Origin of the sequence: Pantoea ananatis PA13, from assembly GCF_000233595.1 — a bacterium.
GTDB classification, from domain to species: domain Bacteria; phylum Pseudomonadota; class Gammaproteobacteria; order Enterobacterales; family Enterobacteriaceae; genus Pantoea; species Pantoea ananatis.
Genome location: NC_017554.1, coordinates 637307 through 659229 on the forward strand (window position 1 = coordinate 637307; position 21923 = coordinate 659229).

General features: G+C 51.2%; 18 protein-coding genes. 12 read left to right on the forward strand and 6 right to left on the reverse strand.

The genetic code is table 11. From position 1 onward, the window contains the following. Positions 1 to 74 precede the first annotated feature (74 nt). On the reverse strand, positions 75 to 428 hold the full coding sequence (gene iraP, locus PAGR_RS03065; RefSeq protein WP_022622436.1) for an anti-adapter protein IraP: 354 nt from the start codon (positions 426 to 428) through the stop codon (positions 75 to 77). Positions 429 to 792: 364 nt separating this feature from the next. Here iraP and PAGR_RS03075 point away from each other — a divergent pair, with 364 nt between their 5' ends. Beyond that, a complete protein-coding gene (locus PAGR_RS03075) occupies positions 793 to 2370 on the forward strand; it encodes a sensor domain-containing diguanylate cyclase (protein WP_014604944.1) in 1578 nt (525 codons plus the stop codon). A 16-nt stretch (positions 2371 to 2386) separates the two neighbouring features. Here the strand turns inward: PAGR_RS03075 and PAGR_RS03080 are convergent, their stop codons facing one another. After that, positions 2387 to 4168 (reverse strand): GGDEF and EAL domain-containing protein, encoded by a 1782-nt coding sequence (locus tag PAGR_RS03080; protein WP_014604945.1) that lies wholly within the window; start codon positions 4166 to 4168, stop codon positions 2387 to 2389. A 340-nt stretch (positions 4169 to 4508) separates the two neighbouring features. Here PAGR_RS03080 and PAGR_RS03085 point away from each other — a divergent pair, with 340 nt between their 5' ends. From PAGR_RS03085 to PAGR_RS03095, 3 genes are all read left to right on the forward strand, one after another. Continuing rightward, positions 4509 to 5972 carry a methyl-accepting chemotaxis protein gene (locus PAGR_RS03085; protein ID WP_014594672.1) on the forward strand — a complete coding sequence of 488 codons (1464 nt, stop codon included), beginning with the start codon at positions 4509 to 4511 and terminating at the stop codon, positions 5970 to 5972. 422 nt (positions 5973 to 6394) lie between these two features. Next, positions 6395 to 6634, forward strand: a complete 240-nt coding sequence (locus PAGR_RS03090; RefSeq protein ID WP_014604946.1) for a hypothetical protein — start codon at positions 6395 to 6397, stop codon at positions 6632 to 6634. Between the two features lie 245 nt (positions 6635 to 6879). After that, complete coding sequence (locus PAGR_RS03095) at positions 6880 to 9054, forward strand: sensor domain-containing phosphodiesterase (RefSeq protein WP_014604947.1); 2175 nt, start codon at positions 6880 to 6882, stop codon at positions 9052 to 9054. 616 nt (positions 9055 to 9670) lie between these two features. Here PAGR_RS03095 and PAGR_RS03100 read toward each other — a convergent pair. Continuing rightward, positions 9671 to 9913 (reverse strand): biofilm development regulator YmgB/AriR family protein, encoded by a 243-nt coding sequence (locus PAGR_RS03100; RefSeq protein WP_013027304.1) that lies wholly within the window; start codon positions 9911 to 9913, stop codon positions 9671 to 9673. Between the two features lie 736 nt (positions 9914 to 10649). Here PAGR_RS03100 and PAGR_RS03105 point away from each other — a divergent pair. From PAGR_RS03105 to PAGR_RS03120, 4 genes are all read left to right on the forward strand, one after another. Continuing rightward, positions 10650 to 10958 (forward strand): hypothetical protein, encoded by a 309-nt coding sequence (locus PAGR_RS03105; protein ID WP_013027303.1) that lies wholly within the window; start codon positions 10650 to 10652, stop codon positions 10956 to 10958. A 269-nt stretch (positions 10959 to 11227) separates the two neighbouring features. Beyond that, positions 11228 to 11467: a regulatory protein YcgZ gene (ycgZ, locus tag PAGR_RS03110; protein WP_014604948.1), complete on the forward strand. Its 240-nt coding sequence runs from the start codon at positions 11228 to 11230 to the stop codon at positions 11465 to 11467. A gap of 141 nt (positions 11468 to 11608) precedes the next feature. Further along, the gene (locus tag PAGR_RS03115; protein WP_014604949.1) at positions 11609 to 11878 is read left to right on the forward strand and encodes a hypothetical protein; all 270 of its coding nucleotides are present in this window, start codon (positions 11609 to 11611) and stop codon (positions 11876 to 11878) included. Positions 11879 to 12020: 142 nt separating this feature from the next. Then, positions 12021 to 12296, forward strand: a complete 276-nt coding sequence (locus PAGR_RS03120; protein WP_014604950.1) for a biofilm development regulator YmgB/AriR family protein — start codon at positions 12021 to 12023, stop codon at positions 12294 to 12296. 85 nt (positions 12297 to 12381) lie between these two features. On the opposite strand, the gene PAGR_RS23870 is transcribed toward PAGR_RS03120, so the two are convergent. From PAGR_RS23870 to PAGR_RS03135, 3 genes are all read right to left on the reverse strand, one after another. Continuing rightward, entirely contained in the window at positions 12382 to 12579 is a 198-nt protein-coding gene (locus PAGR_RS23870) for a hypothetical protein (RefSeq protein ID WP_014604951.1), read from the reverse strand. 129 nt (positions 12580 to 12708) lie between these two features. Continuing rightward, a complete protein-coding gene (locus PAGR_RS03130) occupies positions 12709 to 12966 on the reverse strand; it encodes a hypothetical protein (protein WP_014604952.1) in 258 nt (85 codons plus the stop codon). A gap of 314 nt (positions 12967 to 13280) precedes the next feature. Continuing rightward, positions 13281 to 15209 carry a methyl-accepting chemotaxis protein gene (locus tag PAGR_RS03135; RefSeq protein WP_014604953.1) on the reverse strand — a complete coding sequence of 643 codons (1929 nt, stop codon included), beginning with the start codon at positions 15207 to 15209 and terminating at the stop codon, positions 13281 to 13283. Between the two features lie 1040 nt (positions 15210 to 16249). Between PAGR_RS03135 and PAGR_RS03145 the strand changes: the two genes are divergently transcribed. From PAGR_RS03145 to PAGR_RS03160, 4 genes are all read left to right on the forward strand, one after another. Next, on the forward strand, positions 16250 to 17794 hold the full coding sequence (locus tag PAGR_RS03145) for a methyl-accepting chemotaxis protein (RefSeq protein ID WP_013027297.1): 1545 nt from the start codon (positions 16250 to 16252) through the stop codon (positions 17792 to 17794). Positions 17795 to 18249: 455 nt separating this feature from the next. Beyond that, positions 18250 to 19728: a SulP family inorganic anion transporter gene (locus PAGR_RS03150; RefSeq protein WP_013027296.1), complete on the forward strand. Its 1479-nt coding sequence runs from the start codon at positions 18250 to 18252 to the stop codon at positions 19726 to 19728. A gap of 170 nt (positions 19729 to 19898) precedes the next feature. After that, a complete protein-coding gene (locus PAGR_RS03155) occupies positions 19899 to 21446 on the forward strand; it encodes a BglG family transcription antiterminator (protein WP_014604955.1) in 1548 nt (515 codons plus the stop codon). Beyond that, positions 21439 to 21912: a PTS sugar transporter subunit IIA gene (locus tag PAGR_RS03160; RefSeq protein WP_014594664.1), complete on the forward strand. Its 474-nt coding sequence runs from the start codon at positions 21439 to 21441 to the stop codon at positions 21910 to 21912. The genes PAGR_RS03155 and PAGR_RS03160 overlap by 8 nt, the downstream gene beginning before the upstream one ends. Positions 21913 to 21923 lie beyond the last annotated feature (11 nt).

Genomic DNA, 21923 nt, shown 5'->3' on the forward strand with positions numbered 1-21923 from the left:
ATAAATACCCTACCACAGGCGTGACGATAAAAGACAGACAGACGCGCTTAACGCATCGCCCTCAGAGGCGATGGCTAGCAGTCGGTAATTTTTTCATTACCGGAGACGGAGGGAAGCGATTTTTGAGGAACGCTTTTCAGAAACTCTTTTGACTCCTCATCCACCAGCCGGGTCAGCGTTAACTGCTCCTGAAATTTGGTCAGCAGAAGCTCCGCATCGGATTTAATCAGGCCGTCAGAGGACTCCAGAACCGTATTGATGGCCTGACTGATCGCTGAAATCAGCTCTTCGACACCGCCGCTTTTGCCCACGGTCAGCGTCAACGCGCTGAGCAACAGCGACTGCGCTTCTGTCTGAGCAACCAGTTCTTTCGTTTCAGCATCCATTTTTGAAATTTTGGCCAGCATGCTAAGAACAGCGCTTTTCATCATGGTCTTCCTCAGAGTCTGTGTAGGTGTTGAACATTATTAGCGCAGAGAAAAGCACAGGCAACCGTGCCGTGATCGGATGATTCCGCTTATCACGAAAGGCTTTGCGCCGCCGCCAGAGGCGTTATCCGGCTGGAATGCCTGGCAAGGGTAAACCCAAAAACGCCCGGGTAACCGCTGGCCCAGATTACACCTTCACGGCGCCTAAATGCTGCACAACGCAAAAAAAAGAGTATCAGGCTGCTTTTACAGCAATGCGTAACGTCATTCAGTATGAAAGACAAGTAAACAGGCGTTTATTCTCGCGTTTGTCTGGCGCTGCGGCGGTTAAAATTTGACTAACTCATCCTCAGCGCAACCCAATATGTATCGCAGAAAAATACATCTACGAACGCTCCTTACCGCGTTATCCATTGGAAGCGTCATACTGACTTCAGGTCTGCTGTTGGGCGCGCTGTTTATTTTTCAAAAGAGCAATATTGAAGAGTCGTTGTTAGACAGTAACATCGCCTACGCGCGCAAGCTGGCGGATACGACCGATCATTACCTGACCATTGCTCAGCGCGAACTGGCCTGGAGTGCTAATCAGATCACCGATCTCAACGATCTGAACAGGCTGCATCGCGAAACCACGCGTTTACTGCAGCAGTCCGGCTTTTTTAATTCGGTCGCTGTTGTTGACCGTCATGCCGTTATCGCTTCCGTTTCGCCTGAAAGCCTCAGCCTCGTGGGCGTGAAAGTAGACACTCCGCAGACAGAGCAGGCTATTACGTTCCGTAAGCCCTTTATTTCCTCGCCTTTCAACTCCCCTTCAGGCAATTACGTCGTGCTGCTGTCACAGCCCCTGTTTGCAGCGGATGGACGTTATCTTGGTTTTATCTGTGGAACCATCTACCTGAAGAAACAGAGCATGTTGAGTGACGTGCTGAGCCAGCATTATTACGGGGATGGCACCTCGGTGAGTATTGTCAGCGATGACGGCTCCGTTATTTTCAGTCACGATCCAGCCCAGGTTGGCAAACGCATGGCGCTAAGCCCACAGTTGCAAAAGCGGCTGGCCTCAACCACGAGTGGTCAGTTAATGATTCAGGAGGAGGGCAAAAAATACCTCATCGGCTATGCCAGCCTGCAAAAAACCGACTGGAATATTTTTATGTCAGGCACCTCAGAAACCGTGGGTAGCCTGATGGCGCACACGGCCAGGAGCGCGTTCTGGTTTATCCTCGGTGTTATCGTGCTCACCGCAACCTGTATGGCCTTTCTGGCGACGCGCATCTCTTATCCGCTGGAAAAACTGGCCGGAATGGTGCGCGATGGTGGTAGCGATGCCAGCCCGGAGCTGCTCTCATCGGTTAACACCTGGTATAACGAAGCGGACAGGTTGAGAGAGGCGGTTCAGCAGCATCGTCGGGCGGTCGCCGGGCACGTTGCCGACCTGAATGATAAAGCCATGACCGATCCGCTGACCGGACTGAATAACCGGCGCGGCTTTTATATTCAGGCGGCGCAGCACAGCGAAGAGCCTGTGCAAAGCGCCATCGCTATTGATATCGATCACTTCAAAAAGATCAACGATCGCTACGGGCATGATGCGGGAGACGAGGTTCTGGTAAGCCTGGCAGGGTTGTTGCGTAAGCGATGCCGCACGCTGGATGTGATAAGCCGTTTTGGGGGGGAGGAGTTTATTTTGCTGCTTCCCGGTACGGCACTGAACGACGCGGCCGCGATGGCGGAACGCATCCGTGAAGCCGTCAGCAAAACGTCATTTCCGTTTATCAGTGCGATGACTGTCTCTCTCGGCGTCGCGACGCTAAGTGAAACGGAGGACAAAGACGCCCTGTTAAGACGGGCAGACGAAGCGTTGTATGCGGCCAAAGGGGATGGCCGTAATCGGGTGATGATAAGCCACGAGGGCGCGATCTCTCGCTATCCGGCCGGATAAGCCTGCGCGCCGTGTATCAGCACATCTCACGCAGTTTCCAGTGCAGCCAGTGATCCAGTTCACTGTCTGCCAGCGGCCGGGAGTAGAAAAAGCCCTGCGCCTGGTCACAACCATATTCTGTTAATGCCTCGACGGTATCGACGCATTCTACGCCTTCAGCCAGCACGACATAATCCAGCTCTTTCAGCATGGCGATGATGTTGCGGGCGATGATGCGTGACGCCGTATCTGACGACAGCTCACTGATCAACGACCTGTCCAGTTTAATCACGTCCAGCGGCATACGGCGAAGATAGCTGATATTGCTGTAGCCGGTGCCAAAATCATCAAGAGAAATACCGAAGCCGCGCAGTTTAAGCATTTCAAGTCCGCGCATGGCGGAAGGGCTTTCCACAATGCGCTCTGTTTCCAGGCACTCAATTCCCAACAGCGACGTGGGAAGTTTCGCCTTTAACATTCTCTCTTCCAGCACGTCCGCAAAGCCATCAATCGAGAAATCACGCTCACTAACGTTAATCGTGATCGGCAACTGGATACAGCTATTGCGCAGACGTTTCAGGCGTGTAATCACGTTGTCTATGACCCAGGTGGTCAGGCTCGTGAGTATCTCTGTCTGCTCGGCCAGCGGAATAAATGAGGCAGGGGAGAGTTCACCGTGTACGGGATGGCGCCAGCGAATCAGCGCCTCCAGCCCAATAGGCTTGCCGCTTTGTAAGCAAATTTTGGGTTGGTAAACCAAATACAGGCCGCTATTTTCCCGCAACGCCCTTGCCAGATCGTTTACCAGGGTGAAGTCCTGGGTACGTTTGTTGTCGGTGGCCTCGCTAAAGCGTAAAGAGGGCAATCCCCGATCGATGGCTTCATGCAAGGCACTGACTGCCTGACGCAGCGTTTCGTGAGGGGGGAAAATGCCGGAGACAAAATCGACTTCACCGGTGTGTGTACTCAGCCCCACCGAGAGGCCTTCACCCAAATCCGCACTGATGCCCGCCATCTGGCAGGCCACCCAGTTAGCACTGATGCGGCTGTCCGCCCGGGTCAGCACGGCAAAACGTCCAGTCGCCACGGTGTAAAGAATATCGCTGGGTGCAGGACGCAGGCGTAAAGGCAGCAGTGTCGCAACATCTTTAAGCAGGCTTTCGACCGGGGCCATGCCCATTGAACGGGCCAGTTCATAGGCACGGGGCATATCTATACAGTCAATCAGGACCAGGCGACGCAGCGTGGTGTCACCGGCAGCCGCCAGATAATGCATGTCGCGGATCAGGCGCTGACGATTTGGCAGATTCGTCACCGGATCGATAAATCCTGCAGAATGCCACGCTTCCAGAAATGACATCACCAGTGATGACAGCAGTGTCAGCGTCGTGATTTGTGCCGGGGTGAAAGGATGCGGCTGAATATCGGTCACACACAGCGTGCCCAGATTAATGCCATCGCGGTTTTTAAGCGGTACGCCCGCATAAAAACGAATAAAGGGGGCACCAATGATCAGCGGATGTGCCGCGAACCGGTTGTCCAGAAACGTGTCTGGCACCACCACCGCAGCATCGCTGTCTACCGCGTAGCGGCAAAGGGAGTCCTCGCGGGAGGAGCGCTCCAGCTTGAAGTTGTGTGAGGCACGAATGTACTGGAATTCGTCATCAATGACCGAAATAAAGCTTCCGGGAATATTCAGCGCCTGACTGGCAAGCCTGACGAATTTTCTCAGCACATCATCCCGACTTTCATCGGGGTAGCGAAGGGCCTCAAGGGCACGCGTGCGGCGTTCATGATCGCCGTCGAGATTCATAAGCATGTGTGTCCTCCGCTCCGGATTGCTCACGGCGCGAAATTAAAAAGAAAAAATGTCGAATAAAAACACCGGAATGAGGCCGGACTCGGCGAAAGGAAAATAAAAAATAGTTTTTTTCTCGGTAAATAATAGGCGCGTTCTGGTTTTATGTCTCTTTTTATTTTCTTTAATGAATTTATTAGTTATCGACGATGCATACATTTAATCAATTTTTGATTTTTATTTTTTCAATAACGCTGCCACAATACTCAGATAAGAGTAGCGCGCTATTGTTTTGCTCGCAACTATTAGCCGTGAATATTTTATTTTAGCTTTTTTTACGTCGCCACACCGGGGAAATACCATGAATATTCTAAAAAATTTTACAATCAGACGCGTTGTCCTCTGGATCCTTATCGCTGCTGTCATGATTATCGCGTTAGCCGGCGCATATGGATCGTTCATCATCAATGAAATCGACCATCAGGCCAGCCGCAGTAACAGCCTGACTCAGCAGCTGGTTTTTCTTAATCGCGCCAGCTTGCAGGTGCAGGCTAACGCAACGGCTACGCATGCAGACATTGCCGCCCAGGCACCGGCAGAGGCTGACTGGCAGCGGTATCGTACCGCTCTCACCAGCGCGCCTCAGGATTATCCCGCAGCAACTCAGGAACGGCTCACGGCACTTGAACAGCAGCTTTCCGCTGATCAGGCACCGCTGCGCAATGAGCATCAGAAGCTGGTCGATCTCTTTCTGGTGACGCTGGCCGCCGTCACCGCGCTGCTGCTCTTTTGCGACCGTTATCTGGTGGTGCACCTGGTGCGACCGGTCGCGAAACTGCGCGCTCACTTCCGCGTGATTGCCGAAGGTGATTTGACCCGTGAACCCGAAGATCTTGGCAGGAATTGTGTCGGGCAAATGGTTCCTTTATTGAAAGAAATGCAACAAAGTTTGTTAAATACCGTTCTGGCTATTCGCGATAACGCCTCTGTTTTGAACTTTGAAGCGGGGGATATTGCGAAAGGGAATGCTGACCTGTCGAACCGAACGGCCACCCAGGCTGCGGCGCTGGAGGAGACGGCTGCCAGCATGGAGCAACTGACGGCCACCGTTCGGCACAATGCTGAAAACAGTCGTGAAGCGCGTGAGCTGGCAGGTATAACAGCCCAGACAACGCAGAAAGGCGAGCAGCTGGTTAAAACGGTAGTGACCGCGATGACGGGACTTGCCGTGGGGGCTGAAAAAATCCGCCAGTTTACTGCCACTATTAATGGCATCGCGTTCCAGACCAACATTTTGGCCCTCAACGCCGCGGTTGAGGCCGCACGTGCCGGGGAACAGGGGCGTGGCTTTGCGGTTGTTGCCAGCGAAGTTCGGTCGCTGGCCCAGCGCAGTGCTGAAGCGGCGAAAGAGATAGAAGGACTGATTGCGGACACGGTCGCGCGCATTGGTGAAGGGCGCGGAGCAGCCGACAGCGCCGGCAGCACGATGGAAGAGGTCCTGCAGAACGTGAGCAGCGTTAACGAGCTGATTAGCCAGATAGCGCTGGCATCCGAAGAGCAAAGCAAGGGCCTTTCTCAGGTGACGATCGCCGTTGCCGAGATTGACCGTGTGACGCAGCAAAACAGCACGCTGGTTCATAAGATATCGGCTTCAGCAGAGAGCATGAATAATCAGACGGAAACGCTGACCAGCGTGATCACGCGGTTTACGCTACCCGCGACGTCCCCCGCTCAGTTTTCCCCAGTCACGCCAGCACCGGCGAAGCGTCACATCGTCTCTGCACCGACCAAAGATGATGATGCGTGGGTCGCGTTTGGCCGTTAATTCGTGCCTGTCTCATAAGATATTAAGGGACTGGGAACAACCTGATACCTTATAAACGCGCTAACCTGCCGCGATGCCTTTTAAAACCCCGTATCGGATGCGGGGTTTTTTGTTTGCATTAAATAGAGCATTCCGTGATAAATATTTACTTACATAATAACAACACAGAATAAAAACCAAAATTTTGAGCCAGTTAAATATAAAGGCGTTTCGCTTAATCAAAATAAGCCGGGCTGGACTGACCCTCCTTTTAGAGATAAATAATCCCAGCAGACGAACTGTCCCCTGTTTGACATTTCAACAGATAAGATTAAAAATCCTTATGAAATGTGTGCTGCAACGGTTGCAGACAGATGTGTCAGCGGACACCGAAGGGATCGGCTGACGACCTGTTACCCTACTTTATCCACAGGGAGCCTGGTTTGGGAAATTCAATCGTCCGACGGCCCGTTACCGTCCAGAATAACGTGCGTGAACTGCGGATTGCCGCTGGCCTGTCGCAGGAAGGGGCTGCCGAACGCTTCGATCTGAGTTTGCGGGCATGGCAAACCAAAGAGGCCACCGCCAAGGTCGCCTTGCTGAGTCAGGGGGAGTATGAGCTTCTGCTGCTGCTTGCGGGGCGCCATCCCCATTACGAACTGGTGCCGCAACAGAAAAAATGACGATTTTTACCCTTTAAAAGCGTAAACACGGTTTTAGCTATGAAGTTCGCTCCTGAACGGACGATAATTACAACATCGGGCACTATGTAAGAGTAGATGTCGTTATCAGTACAGGTTTCTGATCTCTGACATTATGCTGTACAGGCGGACCTATGTTGCGGCTTCAGGTTGATGTGTAGTGCGTTACCTGGTTCTGTCTGATTGCAGGCGTCCTCTTTTTACTGTGAGATGCCCGGCCACAGTATATGACCTCAGGAGGACAAACTCTGAAGCACTCAACTGAAAGCGGCTGTGAAGTCGCACGCTTGCGTGCGCTTGCCCAGTACCATCTGATGGATACGCCGCCCAATGAAGCCTTTGATCGACTGACTATCCTGGCGGCCAGACTGTTCAGCGTGCCGGTCGCATTTGTGTCGCTGATTGATGAAAAACGGCAGTTTTTTAAGTCGCGTTATGGTTTGCAAATCACAGAAACCTCGCGAAGCGTCGCGTTCTGCCACCACACGCTCGAAAGTGACGATATCCTTTGCGTTCCCAATGCGCTCGACGATCCCCGTTTCGCAAACAGCCCGCTGGTGCAGGGTTATCCTTTTATCCGGTTCTATGCGGGTGTGCCGCTGATTACGCCGGACGGGCATCGCATTGGTACGCTCTGTCTGACCGATAATCATCCACGCCCCGCGATGAGTACGACCGACCGTCAGAATCTGACCGATCTTGCCGCACTGGTCATGGATCGCATGGAAGTTCATCGTATGGAGGTGCTGCGTCATGCCAGTCAGCAGCGCCTCGAAGCCATCTCGATAACCTCGCCCGATGCCATTATCTGTACGGATTTGAACCGGGGAATTACCTTCTGGAACCCTGCAGCGACCAAGATGTTTGGCTATGATGCTGAAGAGATGGCGGGTAAATACGTTGCCGGACTCATTCCGGAGCGCTGCCAGACGGATTACCGCAATGAGCTTGAGCGCCTTGAACATGAAGAGGCGGCTATCTCAGCGCCGCGTACCTTGCAGATCTGGGGCAAGCGGTGCAATGGGGAAGAGTTTCCGGCGGAAGTTTCTTTTTCCGGCTGGCGGGAGGGCATTGAGCGTTACATCGGTATGATCATTCGGGATGTGACGCTTCGTTACGAGAGCGAAGCCCGTCTGTGTGAGTTGGCCTCACTGGACATGCTGACACGGCTTGCCAGCCGAAGCGCCTTCATGACGCAGCTCAGCAAGCTAACTGAATCAGGCGTACCTTATACGCTGCTGATGACAGATTTAGACAGTTTCAAAGACGTTAACGATACCCGCGGTCATGCGGCTGGTGATGCATTGCTTTGCCATGTGGCTGAGCAAATCCGCGCTGTCTGCACTCAGGCTATCGCCGCCGCTCGCCTGGGGGGCGATGAGTTTATCGTTTTACTGCCCTGCGGTAGCGATGAGGCGATGAAGATTGCCCAGCAACTCACCGCCGCGATTCAGACGCCTTTTCATTACATGGATTCGACTATAGCGGTCGGTGCCAGTACCGGGGTGGCCAGTTTTCCCCATCACGCGGCGGATACCTCATCGGTGATGTCAGCAGCCGATCTGGCGTTGTACCGGGCTAAGGCAAGCGGCAAAGGCCAGTCAGTGCTGTTTAAGTCTGAGTTTCGTGAGGCGGAACTGGGGCGGCGTCGGTTTGAACGTGAGCTGGAAGCCGCCGTTCGCCAGCAGCAGTTTGTTCTGCATTATCAACCGCGGTTTGATGCCCAGAATGGCGAGTTAATCGGCTGTGAAGCCCTGGTACGCTGGATGCATCCGGCGCGGGGCCTGCTGTTTCCCGCTGATTTCATCGATATGCTGATTAAAAGCCCTTTGTCCATTACTCTGGGGACGTGGATTGTTCAGTCTGCCGTCAGTCAGGTTAAGCAGTGGCGTGCGCAAAATCTGTCCCTGCGAGTCAGTATTAACCTGTTTCCGCGCCAGCTAATGGAGGCTGGCCTTGAAGAGGTGATCCGTCAGTGTGCCGGCGATGACGCAGGTTTTATCGACCTGGAAGTGGACGAACCCTTGCTGACCAATACTGTGGACATCAAATCGCAGGTTTTAGAAGCCATTCAGGCGACGGGAGCATTATTGATCGTTGATCACTTTGGCCGAAGCCTTGCCTCAATGAGCCTGTTACAACATCGCTGCGTCGCGGGGCTTAAGATTGATAAATCACTGACTCTGCAACTGGAGAAGAGCAACAAAACCCGGCTGTTAATCAACGCTATCGCGTCACTGGCTAAAAATATGGGGATTACGGTGGCCGCCGAGGGCATTGAGAACGACGCACAGCACGCGTTGATTTGCGCGGCTGAATGCGACGTTTTGCAGGGGAACCAGACGGGCTCTCCGGTCAGCGCACCCCGGTTTGAACAACTCTATCTCACCCCGTTGAATTAAGCCTTCGCCGTGTTCCCGCCAGGGATAGCGTTTCACTGTGCCTGGCAAACTCCGCCAGGCACGTATTGACCCCACGCATGACAAAAAAACGGCACCGCAAGGGTGCCGAAGTAAGCAACATGTGGTCAGGACAATCATTGTGATAATCAACTCACATTACCCTTATCGGCTTGCCAGGCAGAACATGGAACCGGCCCGATAAGACTTTGCAAAAATGTGATATGAAGCTTGATTCTTACTGTCAGACGGCACTTATCAGCAAAAAATTAGAGACGTATTTCAGGTACAGAAAAAATTTGTCCGATTTCGACTGGCGACAATTCAGATGGTGAACTAATTTAAAAACGCTGTTTGGAAGTCATTTAGGATTTCCCTGAGAACTCCGGCCCGACCCTTTAACGAGGTGCGGGCATTTTTTTTGTCGGCGTCAGGGGGTTTGCATGTTGTCGTAAAGCGTAAGGGGGGAGCTCGCCCTCCGTAGCGCATCTGAAAACCGCTACTCGCACTGTGCTATACAGCAGAGCGCAGCGAGGGAGAGACGGATTCCGACGTGATGTACGTAGAGGGCGGTGTTGGGTTTGACCTGCTCATTGATGGAAGCACGGTTTAGCAGGTGTTATTGACTGAATAGCATGGCCAGTAGTTCACGATAATGCAAAGCGTCTTCCTCACGGGTGGCTTTTTCAAGACAGCCGATGAGCTTAAGACAGATGATCCGTCGACTGACGGGCTTATTCTCGTGAAGTATTTCAACCGCTATCCTGCCCAGCGTTTCGAGCTGGTGGGGATGATCAATCTGGCTGAAATAGTGGGCCAGACTGCTGGTTTTCCCCGAAGGTGGTAAACCGTTCTGGCGCATAGTGTTCCCTTGAGCGAAGTAGGAAGAGTTGTGCGCAAGTTAACCGATCCTGGGGGCTGCTGTACAGCAGTATTACCGATCGTGCCCTAACAAAAATCTGTGCCGTTTGGCTTACTTTTTCTGGGCCCGGTGTGACAATGCCTGCACGCCGCTGAGAAACACGAATACCGGCATACCCGCGCATATTTGTTTTTCAAATTCACCGCGAAACCTGCCTGATTTTTTGAACGTTGCAGGAGGGGGAAATTGGGCTGGTCACCTCGTCGGGAAATGTTATCCGCAATAAATCCTGTCTTCTGCATCAGTAAAAAAACAACACTGCATTGAGTGTGGTTTTATAGGCTGTGATAAGCGGGCGCTTAAAAAGTGACAAGTGAAATTATCAGATGAAAATCATAAAATAAGGCAGGTTATAGGGTTAAATGCTGCGCAGATTGCCTCTTTAAAGATGTCGAGACGTTAATGACCACCGACCCGCAAGCCTTGCAGCGTCAGGCCTGGTTCGACCATTTTCAGCCAGGCTGCGCTTTAAGAATAGTCTTTTACAGGATTTTAGTATGTAAATTAACCCACAAAATGATTGTTTTTCATCAGGTTAAAAAAAGCATTTAAAATATAAGATATTCGCACTTGTAAAATATTGTTCTGATGGCCAGGAAATATTTTTGTCATCTGGCCTCGGGTCACTAAAATAGCTTATGTAGTAACGATGTAATTTATAAAGCAGGAGGATACAGTGTTATTTCATGACGATGAGAAAGAGCACGTCATTCTTGGTGAAGCCGTGGTCAGCCTGGCTCTTGGTGAGAAAGAAATAAGTTTTGATACGCTCATCACAGAGCTCAACCAGATGGCCGAAGAGGAAACCTGTGACAACAGACTGGCAGAGATTTTTGCTGCCCGTAGCTGGCTGAAACAGTTCAGGCAGTCGCATGCCCGCCCCAATGCGAGTCTGAGGTGGCTTATGTTGGCGAACCAGAATGAAAACGCGAAGCGCAATGATGATGTCATCCGATTCCGTTCGGATGAGGACGATGACAGATAGCTTCGCTGCCAGAGACTTGTACAAGGTTCACCTTGCGACATGAAACAGAAATGTCTAAGACAGTCTTTGCCTGTTAAAGAGTGGGTAACGTTCTAAAGGTTAAGAATCTGATACTCACGCAAGTAATTGTTATACAGGGCATAGCACTTTATGCACAATTCTCAGCGCAGGGAATAAACGGAATTCCTGTACAATTTTCCAGATGTTGTATAAGTTTAGTGGACAAGGCTTGGTTATAGTTCACTCAATTTCACATCTGGGGGTTTAGCATGCATCAGAACGAAACCACTACAAATACCGTCCGTGACATTGCGCGCTACTTCGGCAATGACACGCAGCCTTCTGAAAAAGAGACGCTGGGTCAGGTCATTCTTGAGATCCTGCATGCAGGTAAAAGCCTTAACCGTAAGGCCATTTGCAGCGCGCTGATCCGTCGCCTTAGCCAGTCGACCGGGCCTCAAGAAGAGCAGCATTACCAGAAACTTATCGGCATGCTTTTTGACCGCTGAGATTCGTGCCGCGTTGCGTTAAAGGGTAATAACGTCTCGCAGCATCAATCTGATCGGCCAAATTAGCAGGTCATTAGAAGCCTGAGCGTTTGAGGCTGGTTTGCCCGGTTGTATGGGCACAATGTCATCAGAGGTGCGGGTATGCTGAAAGACAAACTTGAGAAATTGACTGAGCACATCATGGGCGAGGCGGTGATTGCGCTACTGGACAGCAATGACAGAATCAGCGGTGCAACCCTGGCTAACAGGCTAAAGTCTATGCTCAGAGATGAAACGGATGCCGGGCGGCAAGAGGCCATTGAAAAGGTGCTTGCTGAAGTGCAGAGCGAGTTTGCCTCCGCGCGTGATCCCGTTGATTCTGCGGCACTTGCATTCGGTCAAAGCGTCCCGGACAACAGTCGCAAGCATTAAGGCTCGTCTCACGCCTTTTCAAAATACTTTTTTACAGTGCGTAGTGTAATCATCACTACTCAGGACAGACACGTCTGTATTTCTGCCCGCTTCGCGGCATTACCACGTGTCCACTAAATTGACATTGATTAAGAAGAGCATCATGCAGAACACCATCGACACTCAGCAAAGCACGACCGAAGCGGAAATTATGCGCCTCTTTCGCGGTGCGGGCGATAAACTTGAGGCTGAAAGTGCAGTGCTGGATGCAGTGATCCGTAATATTGTCATTCAGGGACAAAAAGTGACCAGCAAGGCCATTATTATCAATCTGATTGCCGAGCTGGAGAGTACAGAAGATGTTGTACAGCTGGATGTATTGCGGAGTTGCCTTGAGATTGTGGTCGGCCGCACGTGCTCTCAGGAAGAACAGGCATAAGGGCAAAAAACCGGGTTCTGTTCTGAGGCGTTAGCAGGCCTGGCGATATAAGGTAACACCCGGCAGCGAGCTGAGTGACTGTCTCTCAGTGGAGCTGTCTGGAGAGCAAACGGATGGCTTCCTCGCAGGCTCGCTTTTCACCTTTATCGGAACTTTGCTGGCTGAAGTGGTGCAACGAACTGAGTATGTCCCGCAGGTGTATTTCCCCATCTGGCCTGAGCAGATGGGTAACTATCCTGCCAATCAGGGTATAGATATCTTCAGTGGCGGTCTCGTCGCTCATGGGGCGGTTATCCGCCAGAGCAGTGGCTTCTGGATTATTACTGTCATTGTTTCGATATTATAAATTGTCGTTCAGACGGTAGACCACTCACAACGCGTAAACGGAATGTCCAGCCGTGTTGCTCAATACTTAGTGAAGCTGATGAAGATTTGCCGGATGAGGTTCAACCCCGTTGTTCTCGGCCGGATGTAACAGCATTTCGGCGCGTATCTCATCCATCGCCCGCAAAGCCGCTCTGAGCCGGGTTTCATCCCGCTCGATGTCCAGAAACTGTTGCAGCCTCTCAAGGAGAATGCTCCACGAGATAGCCGCATCCTCATTCAGTAGCTGCGTCACCACCTCACCGATGATGATGTCCGTCATTTTTTCGTCAAAAACGTTGTTCATATTCTCCCCGAATGGCGATTCTGAGACCGGAAGGTTAGCACAGCTTAGCCCAACGGGTAGGTGCTCTATATCAAAATGAGAATGCACCGATGGACCGTAACAACCCCAGCCTTCGGACATTAGTAGAGTGCCGTTGACCGCTTACTGTTTTTTTACGGCGAACAGAATAAGTTTCTTTCGGTAATCATTCAATTAATCATCCGTGTGATTTCGCTGTTTTTCTGGTCGAAAGTTGCCTGGCTAACGCCGGGCATGAGGGATTATAACGGCCACTGCGCCAGCCAAAGGCTGACGGCAGTGGCAAAAGGAGAAGATTAAGCGGTGCGGAACACAGAGACCATGTCGCGCAGATCGCTTGCACGTTTTGCCAGCTCGTCAGCAGAAGACGCCGACTGTTCAACCAGCACGGCGTTTTGCTGCGTGACCTGGTCCATCTGATTAACCGCAATATTTATTTGGCTTACGCCGCTGCTTTGCTCTTCAGAGGATGAGGAGATATCGCGAATCAACTGAGATGTCTGTTCAATTGCTTCGACGCTCTGTTTTACTTTGCTGCCGGCATCCTGCGCCAGCATTAAGCCCTCATTCGAATGCCCAACGGACTGCTCAATCAGGCCCTTAATTTCTTTCGCTGCGCTGGCCGAACGCTGGGCCAGCGCCCGGACTTCAGCGGCAACCACGGCAAAACCTTTGCCCGTCTCGCCCGCACGCGCTGCTTCCACGGCCGCATTCAGCGCCAGAATATTCGTCTGGAAGGCGATGCTGTCAATAACGGAGGTGATTTCTTCGATTTGCCCCGAACTGCTGCGAATTTTTTGCATAGTAGTCATTACAGAAGTCATCGCTTCGCCGCTCTTCAGCGCTGCGTTAGTGGCTGAAACCGCCATATCTGATGCGTAGCGCGTGTTGTCAGCATTCTGCTTGATGATTGAAGAGAGCTGCTCCATGCTGGCCGCGGTTTCCGCCAGTGAGGCCGCTTGTTCTTCAGTTCGGGAAGAGAGGTCGTTATTCCCCATCGCAATCTCTTCAGAGGAGTTTGCGATGGTTGACGCATTGTTTTTAATATTCGATACCAGAAGCGCAAGACGTTGCTGCATTTGCGAGAGCGCATTGAGCAACTCAGCAATTTCATTTTTACCTGACACGGTAATCGTCGTCATTAAATCACCGGCGGCCACTTTACTGGCAAGTAAAACCGCTTCTTTTACCGGACGGGTAACGGACCGGCTGATCATCACCGCCACACATACGGCCAGCAAGGCCACGGCGATCAGTGAAGCCAGCAATATATATTGTGAACGACGACGTTGGTCGATTTGGTCGTTCAGTGTTTTTCCCAGCTGCAGGCTGAGTTTCATGCCAAGATCGTTATAAGTGTTAATAGCCTGGGTGAAGTCTTTTACATATTCAACAGGGGTAATTTGAACACGTTTTGTAATAAAGACATCTTCAGCCAGTTTAAGGACGCTGGCGGAACGTTGGAAGGCATCATTCGCCAGCGCGGTAAATTCAGATTTGAGATCCGGCTCTACGGCAAACGCTTTATTTAACACATTACTGAATTTTTCCAGCGCCGCATTACCCCCTTCAATCTGGTACTCCATCGTGCCGCGTGAAGAATCGGATGCGTTGTCACCCGCAGCAATCACAGAGGTACCGCTGGCTCTGATGCGTCCAAGCGTCTCGGTCAGTTCAGGTAACCGACCATAGATACTCATGATAAGTTGATACGTATTGAGGTCCGCGTCCAAAGAAAGACCATATAAATCAAGAATGTCCTGGTTGGTGTCCAGTAAGTTCTGAATCAGCAGCGCGTGATGCGAAAGGCTGGTAGCCAGCGTCAGTTTACCCGATGCAACATCTTGCTGAAGCTGAGACCAGGCGGCTTTGACGCCGTTGAAGCGCTGGGTCGGCTGCGCACTGGCATCATACTGGCGTAATTCTGCGGCAATAGTATCTGTCAGGGTATCTATCTGAGAGGCAAGTGCCAGGCGCGGCGCATTATCAGGTTTATTCAATGAAATGGCGATTGCACTTTCAGCCCGGTGACGCTGAATCAGGTTAAGCAACGTCAGGATATCTTTTTCGACCGGTACGCCCTGCAGCTCTTGTTTCTTCGCATCAATAGCCTGATTACCCGTCTGGATAAATAAATAGGTGGGAAAGACAAATAATACCAACGCGAAAATCCCCAGGATCAGGAATTTAGTCGGCAGACTAATGTTATTGAGAATGTTTTTCATTTATTGAATTCCAGGTGAAATGGTGTTTTTTGATGAATGCCATCAAATATTATTCGTGTAATTTATTTATAATAATCTTTGTTAAATTTCTATTTATCAAGGCCTTGCGCGTGACTCTTGGTCACTATGTGTCTGTTGAAATGCGCAGGGGAAAATCTACTTTCCATAGTAGAGTAGATTATAGAATGTGGTGTGTTATTTTCCACGTTAGAAATGCACAATATTTTCTTTTGGATCCGGTTAAGCCAAATTAATATTTTTTCGATAACCTCAGGCTAATCATAAATAGGTATGTCCGGGGTTGTGATAAATGAAAACCTTTTCATTTATTAAAAAATACAAAAACAGTAAAGTTTTTAAAAAATGTGCCGATAATGTCCCCGTTTAATTATTCTGTGTGTTTTAAAAAAGCGCCCTTGTCGGGATGCTGGCATGCGCATGCATAAAAATTAAAGTGATAACGCTCAACGCTACTCAGTTTCTCTCGCGCAGCGCTAATTATGAATGGCGGCAGGCTGGCTCCTGTTATCTCACCCGCAAACCCAAACCCAAACCCAAACCCAAACCCAAACCCAAACCCAAATCCAAACCGTCATCGCTACCGGTTTCGTTGCCATGATAGCAGCGGTGATCGTCAGGCACAGCCAGTGACTTATCCTTTCGTTATCCTGTCCGTTGCACAAACCCACTCCCTGGACAGTCTGCGGGTCTTCCTGACCGGACAATCGCGGCTGACAGCAAAAATCCATAGCGTTAAGCCCATCAATCAGCAGAGTATGCCGCAGCAACGACGTTTTATATTATTTTTCTTAATCGAAAAGGAAGCATGGAATATTTTTTAATAAATGGTTGGTTGGTGATATTTATTTTTTCATGGCGAGATAGAATATAAAGTCGCATTCGTCAAATTATTACAGGGAATTATTATAATAACATAATTATCAATGTCTTACATTATTATAACTATTATTTATGATTTTTTTACTGTGGTTTTTATTATTTCAACCGATACCTGTTTCCTAACATAAACAGGAGTCCCCATGAAAATCTCTACGCGTCTCACTATCAGCTTTGGCCTGTTGATTACGTTATTCATTATCTGCACCTCGGTGGCCTATAACGGCCTGAATAATGCCCGTAATGGCATGGACAACGCCGTCAATGTCAAAATGAAGAAATACCGTCTGGGGATGGAAATGTACGGCGGGTTACGTGATATGGCCGTCATCGTTCGTAACCTTGCCCTGCTGACCGAAGCCGACCAGATGCAGAAGGAATGGCAGCGTATTGTCACGCAAAAAGCCCGTTATATTGAAAACCGCGAACGGCTTGCTGCCATGGTCGCCGAAGATTCAACCCCGCAGGCCCGGGAAGCCTTCGACAAGATCGTCAGCAGCGAAGGCCCCGTTCTGGCCGTGCTGGATCACGCAGGGCAGTTAGGCCTGCAAAATAAACAGCAAGAAGCGATAAGCTACCTGATAAAAACGGTCAGGCCGCTGCAGGGCCAGTTGCTGGAGGCCCTCAAGGAAATGACGAACATTCAAATGGAAGACAGTGAGCGGTCGGTTGAAAACACCAGTCAAAACGTTCACAGAGCAACCACAATCTTAATGATTCTGGCCTCGCTTTCCGTGGCGATTTCAATTGCGGCGGGCTTCATCATTACCCGAGTATTGATGCGCCAACTGGGCGGGGAACCGGCCCAGGCCCAGGCACTGTCTGCGGCCATCGCCAGCGGCGACCTCACAGCGCCAGTCATACTCCGCCACAACGATTCCAGCAGCCTGCTTGCCTCGCTGGCTAACATGCAGTCCAGCCTGCGAAGTCTGGTTACGCAAATCAAAGAATCGGCAGGTTCGGTCGCCTCCGCCTCGGACGAGATCGCCCAGGGCAATACTGAGCTGTCATCACGCACTGAACAGCAGGCCGCAGCCCTGCAGGAAACGGCGGCCAGTATGGAACAGTTGACCGCGACGGTGAAAAGTAATACTGCCAGTGCTCAGCATACCGCCACCGTTGCCAGAGAGGCTGCAACCCTGGCACGCACTGGTGAGTCAGAGGTGCAGTTGATGTCTCACACCATGAATGAAATCGCATCCAGTGCTACCAAGGTTCGTGACATCACCGGCGTGATTGAAAGTATCGCGTTCCAGACAAACATCCTGGCGTTGAACGCCGCTGTCGAAGCGGCGCGGGCGGGTGAAGACGGACGCGGATTTGCCGTTGTTGCCGGCGAGGTCAGAACGCTGGCGCAGCGAAGCGCCACCGCAGCTAAAGAGATTAAAGAACTTATCGAACGTGCCGTAGAGCAGGTGGACAGCGGCGTGCACGTCGCGGCCGGTACGGGTGAAAGCATCTTAAAAGTCGTGGGCATGGTGAACGAACTGGCGGGCGCAATGGATGAGATTTCGATGGCGTCCTCGGAGCAGATGCAGGGCATTTCTCAGGTCAGCATTGCGGTCAGCCAGATGGACGGGGTCACCCAGAATAACGCGGCACTCGTCGAAGAGTCTTCGTCTGCTTCGCAGTCCCTGTCTGAACAGGCACATTCATTACGCGGTATGGTTGAGGCATTCAGAGTGTAACGACGCGCCGAAGCGATGCGTCACGCCTGGCTGACCGTTCATTTATGCGGTCAGTCAGGCTATATGCGCCTGCGGCACGCAATGTTATAAAATCAATAAACAGCAGTTTTACAAGCGCTTATTGAGGATTTCTCCCGCCGCTGGCCGGGAGTGCCTGGGCTGTAAGGCAAATTCAGGCTTCCAGTGCGGGTGATTTTTTGTGTAAAGTAGTCAGCTGAACAGGGCGTTGCCTGAGATGACCCGGCAATGTTACTGCAGTGCCTTGCTGCAGCCAGCCCATGCTGATAAGGAGTTTTTAACCGTCATGCGTATCACGCCACCCTGAGTTTTATCCCTTCCCTGTCGTCCCGATCCCATTCGGACGCACCTCATTGACATCCCGTCTGTGGATGTGACGCTTTCTGTCTGAAATCTGCCCTTTTGGGCGAACTGCATTCAAAATTTGAGAAAATACTATGTTGCTGTCCTCGACGAGTAAGGACTGGCTGGGTAACGTCCGTGGTGACGTGCTGGCTGGTATTGTTGTCGCGCTCGCGCTGATTCCTGAAGCGATCGCTTTTTCTGCCATCGCGGGTGTCGATCCTCAAGTGGGTCTTTACTCCGCCTTCTGTATTCCGGTTGTCATGGCTTTTTTTGGTGGGCGTCCGGCGATGATTTCCTCATCCACCGGCGCGATGGCGTTGCTGATGGTGACGCTGGTCAAAACGCACGGGCTGCAGTATCTGCTTGCCGCATCGTTGCTCACCGGCGTACTTCAGGTCATTGCGGGTTACTGTAAACTCGGCAACCTGATGCGCTATGTGTCGCGTTCGGTGGTCACGGGATTCGTTAATGCGCTGGCCATTCTGATTTTCCTGGCGCAGTTGCCTGAACTCACTCATGTCACCTGGCATGTTTATGCGCTCACCGCCGCCGGCCTGGCGATTATTTATCTTTATCCACTGTTCGACAAAACACTGCCGTCACCGCTGATCTGCATTGTGATTCTGACGGCAGTTTCATTGTTTCTGCACCTGGATGTGCGAACCGTGGGCGATATGGGCAAACTGCCTGACAGCCTGCCCATTTTTCTGCTTCCCGACGTGCCTTTGAACATCGACACCTTGTTGATCATTTTGCCTTACTCCGCAGGTCTGGCCGTGGTTGGCTTGCTGGAGTCGATGATGACGGCGACCATTATTGATGACATGACGGACACCGCGAGCGACAAAAACCGCGAATGTAAGGGGCAGGGCATCGCCAACATCTGTACCTCCTTCATCGGCGGAATGGCAGGCTGCGCGATGATTGGTCAGTCGGTGATCAATGTAAAATCAGGCGGTCGTGGACGGCTTTCCACACTCACGGCGGGTATCACGTTGCTGGTGATGGTGGTGTTTCTGCGCCAGTGGGTATCTCAGATTCCCATGGCGGCACTGGTCGCGGTCATGATAATGGTTTCGATAGGTACCTTCTCCTGGCGTTCGGTGGCGACGTTACGCACCCATCCTCTCTCAAGCAGCGTCGTCATGATAGCTACCGTCCTGGTCGTGGTTTTTACCCATAATCTTGCCTTTGGCGTCATCGTGGGCGTGCTGATTGCTGCATTAAATTTTGCCACCAAAGTGGCACGCTTTATGGCGGTCAGTTCCACGCGATCAGGCGATTGTCGCCATTACGCCATTACCGGGCAGGTATTTTTCGCCTCCGCCGATCGCTTTGTCCGCAGCTTTGACGTTCAGGAGGATCTGGAAAAGGTGGTGATTGACGTAACCCATGCCCATTTCTGGGACATCACGTCTGTTAACGCGCTTGATCGGGTGGTGGTTAAATTCCGTCGGACAGGGGCGGATGTCGAGATTCGTGGCATGAACGAGGCGACAAAAACCGTTGTCGATCGTTTTGGCGTACATGACAAACCCGAAGAAGTTGAAAAAGTCTTTGGCGGACATTAACCGCATCGGGCCTGATGTTCAGGCCCGCTCTTTCTGTCACGCCGCGACACACTGGAGTTTGCACGAATGGAACCGGGTTAGCAGCATTGCAGGTGCACTGTTCACTATTATGGTCATATCGACGCCATGGTTTGGTATTTCTCTACCGGAACAAGGCAGATATAACGGTAATGACCGAGCATCTGGATCACCTAGCGAAGCCGGGAGTCAACGTGCTGACCCAAAGACAAAAGGCATTAATTCATCTTTTAGCTTCTCAGGGCGAATGGCGCTCGGCAACAGATATTGCCCGGACGCTGAAGGTTTCAGCCAGTACGCTGCGCCGCGATGTAGATTCCGTTAATCACTATTTCGCCGACAAGGAGAGCCGAATCCTCAGCAAACCCGGGTTGGGATTGTTGCTGGAAAATGGCGTCGCCTTACCCGTGGATCTGCATGGGGAAGAGGTAAAAGGTTTGTTGAAAAATAAAAGGCTGGTCGCCATCACAACAGACTTGCTTACCTGTTCTCCATCACCGCTCACGCTGAGCGCATTGGCGGAAAAATATTTTATCAGCCGCTCTTCCATCGTGGCAGATTTACGAAAAATAGAGGTCTGGTTAACGCCTTTTTCACTGCGCATTGCGCGTAGCCATAGCGGAACCTGTATTACCGGCAGCGACCGGGATATTCGTCTGGCGCTGAAAGAGATTATTACCTTCAGCGTGATGAGTGGTTACCCTGTCGCCGACAGCCGCATCGATCGTTTTTCGCGCGTTCAGCTGGTGGCGGAGTTTGGCAGCGACAATGTGGCCTGCTGCATTAATCTGATCACCTACATTGAAGAGGCGCTGCACTGCGCCATTAGCGAGCCCTATTATACCAACCTGTTTTCCCATCTGCTGGTGACGATTAAAAGAGCGCTTAACGGCACGCCACCCGCGCCAGCGGAGTCGGACATGGCAGGTTACAACAATCACGAATGGTCAGTCGCCCGGCAAGCGGTCAGATGGCTGGAGGAAAATTACGCGGTCTCCTTCGCGCCCGTTGAGGTTCACTATATTTATCAATACCTCATCTCGTCGGGTCGGCATCCGTTTAGCGCCGGTTTTCCGTCTCCATCGCACTACGACGAAGACGCCGTGAACTACGCCACGACCTTAATCACCCGGATTTCTTCGTTATTAAGACAAAATATTGGCAGCGACAGCGTGCTGCTTAACGCGTTGGTGTCACATGTGAAGCCCATGCTTAATCGGCTGGCCTACCGCATTGTTATTCACAACCCGTTGCTGGACGAGATACGTAAAGAATTTGCCGCGGTATTTAACGTCGTCAAACAGGCCGTGTTGCACCTTAATCAGCAGTGGGGGCTTCCGATAGCGTCGGATGATGAGATTGCCTATCTGACTATTTACATTCAGAACGCGTTAGAAAAGTGTCATGCAACTAAACGCGTCATGCTGGTGTGCTCCAGCGGCATTGGTACATCTCAGCTGCTTTCCAGCCGAATCAGCCGGGCCTTTCCCGAATGGGAGATCGTGGATATTGTGCCGGGTGCCCGCCTGAACGAAGCCATTAAGAAAGTCAGGTGCGATTTAATTATCTCCACGATCAGACTGGAGGAGACTGAACATCCTGTGGCCTATGTTTCTGCCCTGTTTTCAAACAGAGATGTTTTGCGGGTGATGGAGTGCCTTAATAAAGAAGATAATGCTAACGGAGTAACGGATGCATAATAAAATTGTTGTGGCCGATCTGTTAAGTCAGACCTGTGTTTTTATGAATCTAAATGCAAAAAATAAAGATGAGGTTATTGAGAAATTAACGCAAAGCTTGTGTGAATTAAATATTATCAGCAACAAAGAAGGTTTTATTCATGACGTCATGCTGCGCGAAGCATTAGGTTCTACCGGCTTCGAAAATCAGATAGCAATCCCGCATGGAAAATCGCAGTGGGTGAACGAAACCCGGATCGCGGTAGCCAAACTGGCGTCCCCCGTGGAATGGGAAACCATGGACGATTCGCCGGTCAGCCTCGTGATTCTGTTTGCGGTTAAAGAAGCTGACAGCGGCGCGGGACATATAAAACTACTGGCAAAAATTTCAATTGCCCTTGGCGATGATGAAGTCGTTGAGGCATTACTAAACGCAGAGACAAAAGAGGCCTTATTTAATTTATTAGTCAATAACACCCAGGAGTAAGCCTTTCACCG

Bases quoted from the DNA above. Each gene is read 5' to 3' on its own strand.
- iraP (WP_022622436.1), bottom strand. From the start codon at position 428: ATGAAAAGCGCTGTTCTTAGCATGCTGGCCAAAATTTCAAAAATGGAT.
- PAGR_RS03075 (WP_014604944.1), top strand. From the start codon at position 793: ATGTATCGCAGAAAAATACATCTACGAACGCTCCTTACCGCGTTATCC.
- PAGR_RS03080 (WP_014604945.1), bottom strand. From the start codon at position 4,168: ATGCTTATGAATCTCGACGGCGATCATGAACGCCGCACGCGTGCCCTT.
- PAGR_RS03085 (WP_014594672.1), top strand. From the start codon at position 4,509: ATGAATATTCTAAAAAATTTTACAATCAGACGCGTTGTCCTCTGGATC.
- PAGR_RS03095 (WP_014604947.1), top strand. From the start codon at position 6,880: ATGACCTCAGGAGGACAAACTCTGAAGCACTCAACTGAAAGCGGCTGT.
- PAGR_RS03100 (WP_013027304.1), bottom strand. From the start codon at position 9,913: ATGCGCCAGAACGGTTTACCACCTTCGGGGAAAACCAGCAGTCTGGCC.
- ycgZ (WP_014604948.1), top strand. From the start codon at position 11,228: ATGCATCAGAACGAAACCACTACAAATACCGTCCGTGACATTGCGCGC.
- PAGR_RS03115 (WP_014604949.1), top strand. From the start codon at position 11,609: ATGCTGAAAGACAAACTTGAGAAATTGACTGAGCACATCATGGGCGAG.
- PAGR_RS03120 (WP_014604950.1), top strand. From the start codon at position 12,021: ATGCAGAACACCATCGACACTCAGCAAAGCACGACCGAAGCGGAAATT.
- PAGR_RS23870 (WP_014604951.1), bottom strand. From the start codon at position 12,579: ATGAGCGACGAGACCGCCACTGAAGATATCTATACCCTGATTGGCAGG.
- PAGR_RS03130 (WP_014604952.1), bottom strand. From the start codon at position 12,966: ATGAACAACGTTTTTGACGAAAAAATGACGGACATCATCATCGGTGAG.
- PAGR_RS03135 (WP_014604953.1), bottom strand. From the start codon at position 15,209: ATGAAAAACATTCTCAATAACATTAGTCTGCCGACTAAATTCCTGATC.
- PAGR_RS03145 (WP_013027297.1), top strand. From the start codon at position 16,250: ATGAAAATCTCTACGCGTCTCACTATCAGCTTTGGCCTGTTGATTACG.
- PAGR_RS03150 (WP_013027296.1), top strand. From the start codon at position 18,250: ATGTTGCTGTCCTCGACGAGTAAGGACTGGCTGGGTAACGTCCGTGGT.
- PAGR_RS03155 (WP_014604955.1), top strand. From the start codon at position 19,899: ATGACCGAGCATCTGGATCACCTAGCGAAGCCGGGAGTCAACGTGCTG.
- PAGR_RS03160 (WP_014594664.1), top strand. From the start codon at position 21,439: ATGCATAATAAAATTGTTGTGGCCGATCTGTTAAGTCAGACCTGTGTT.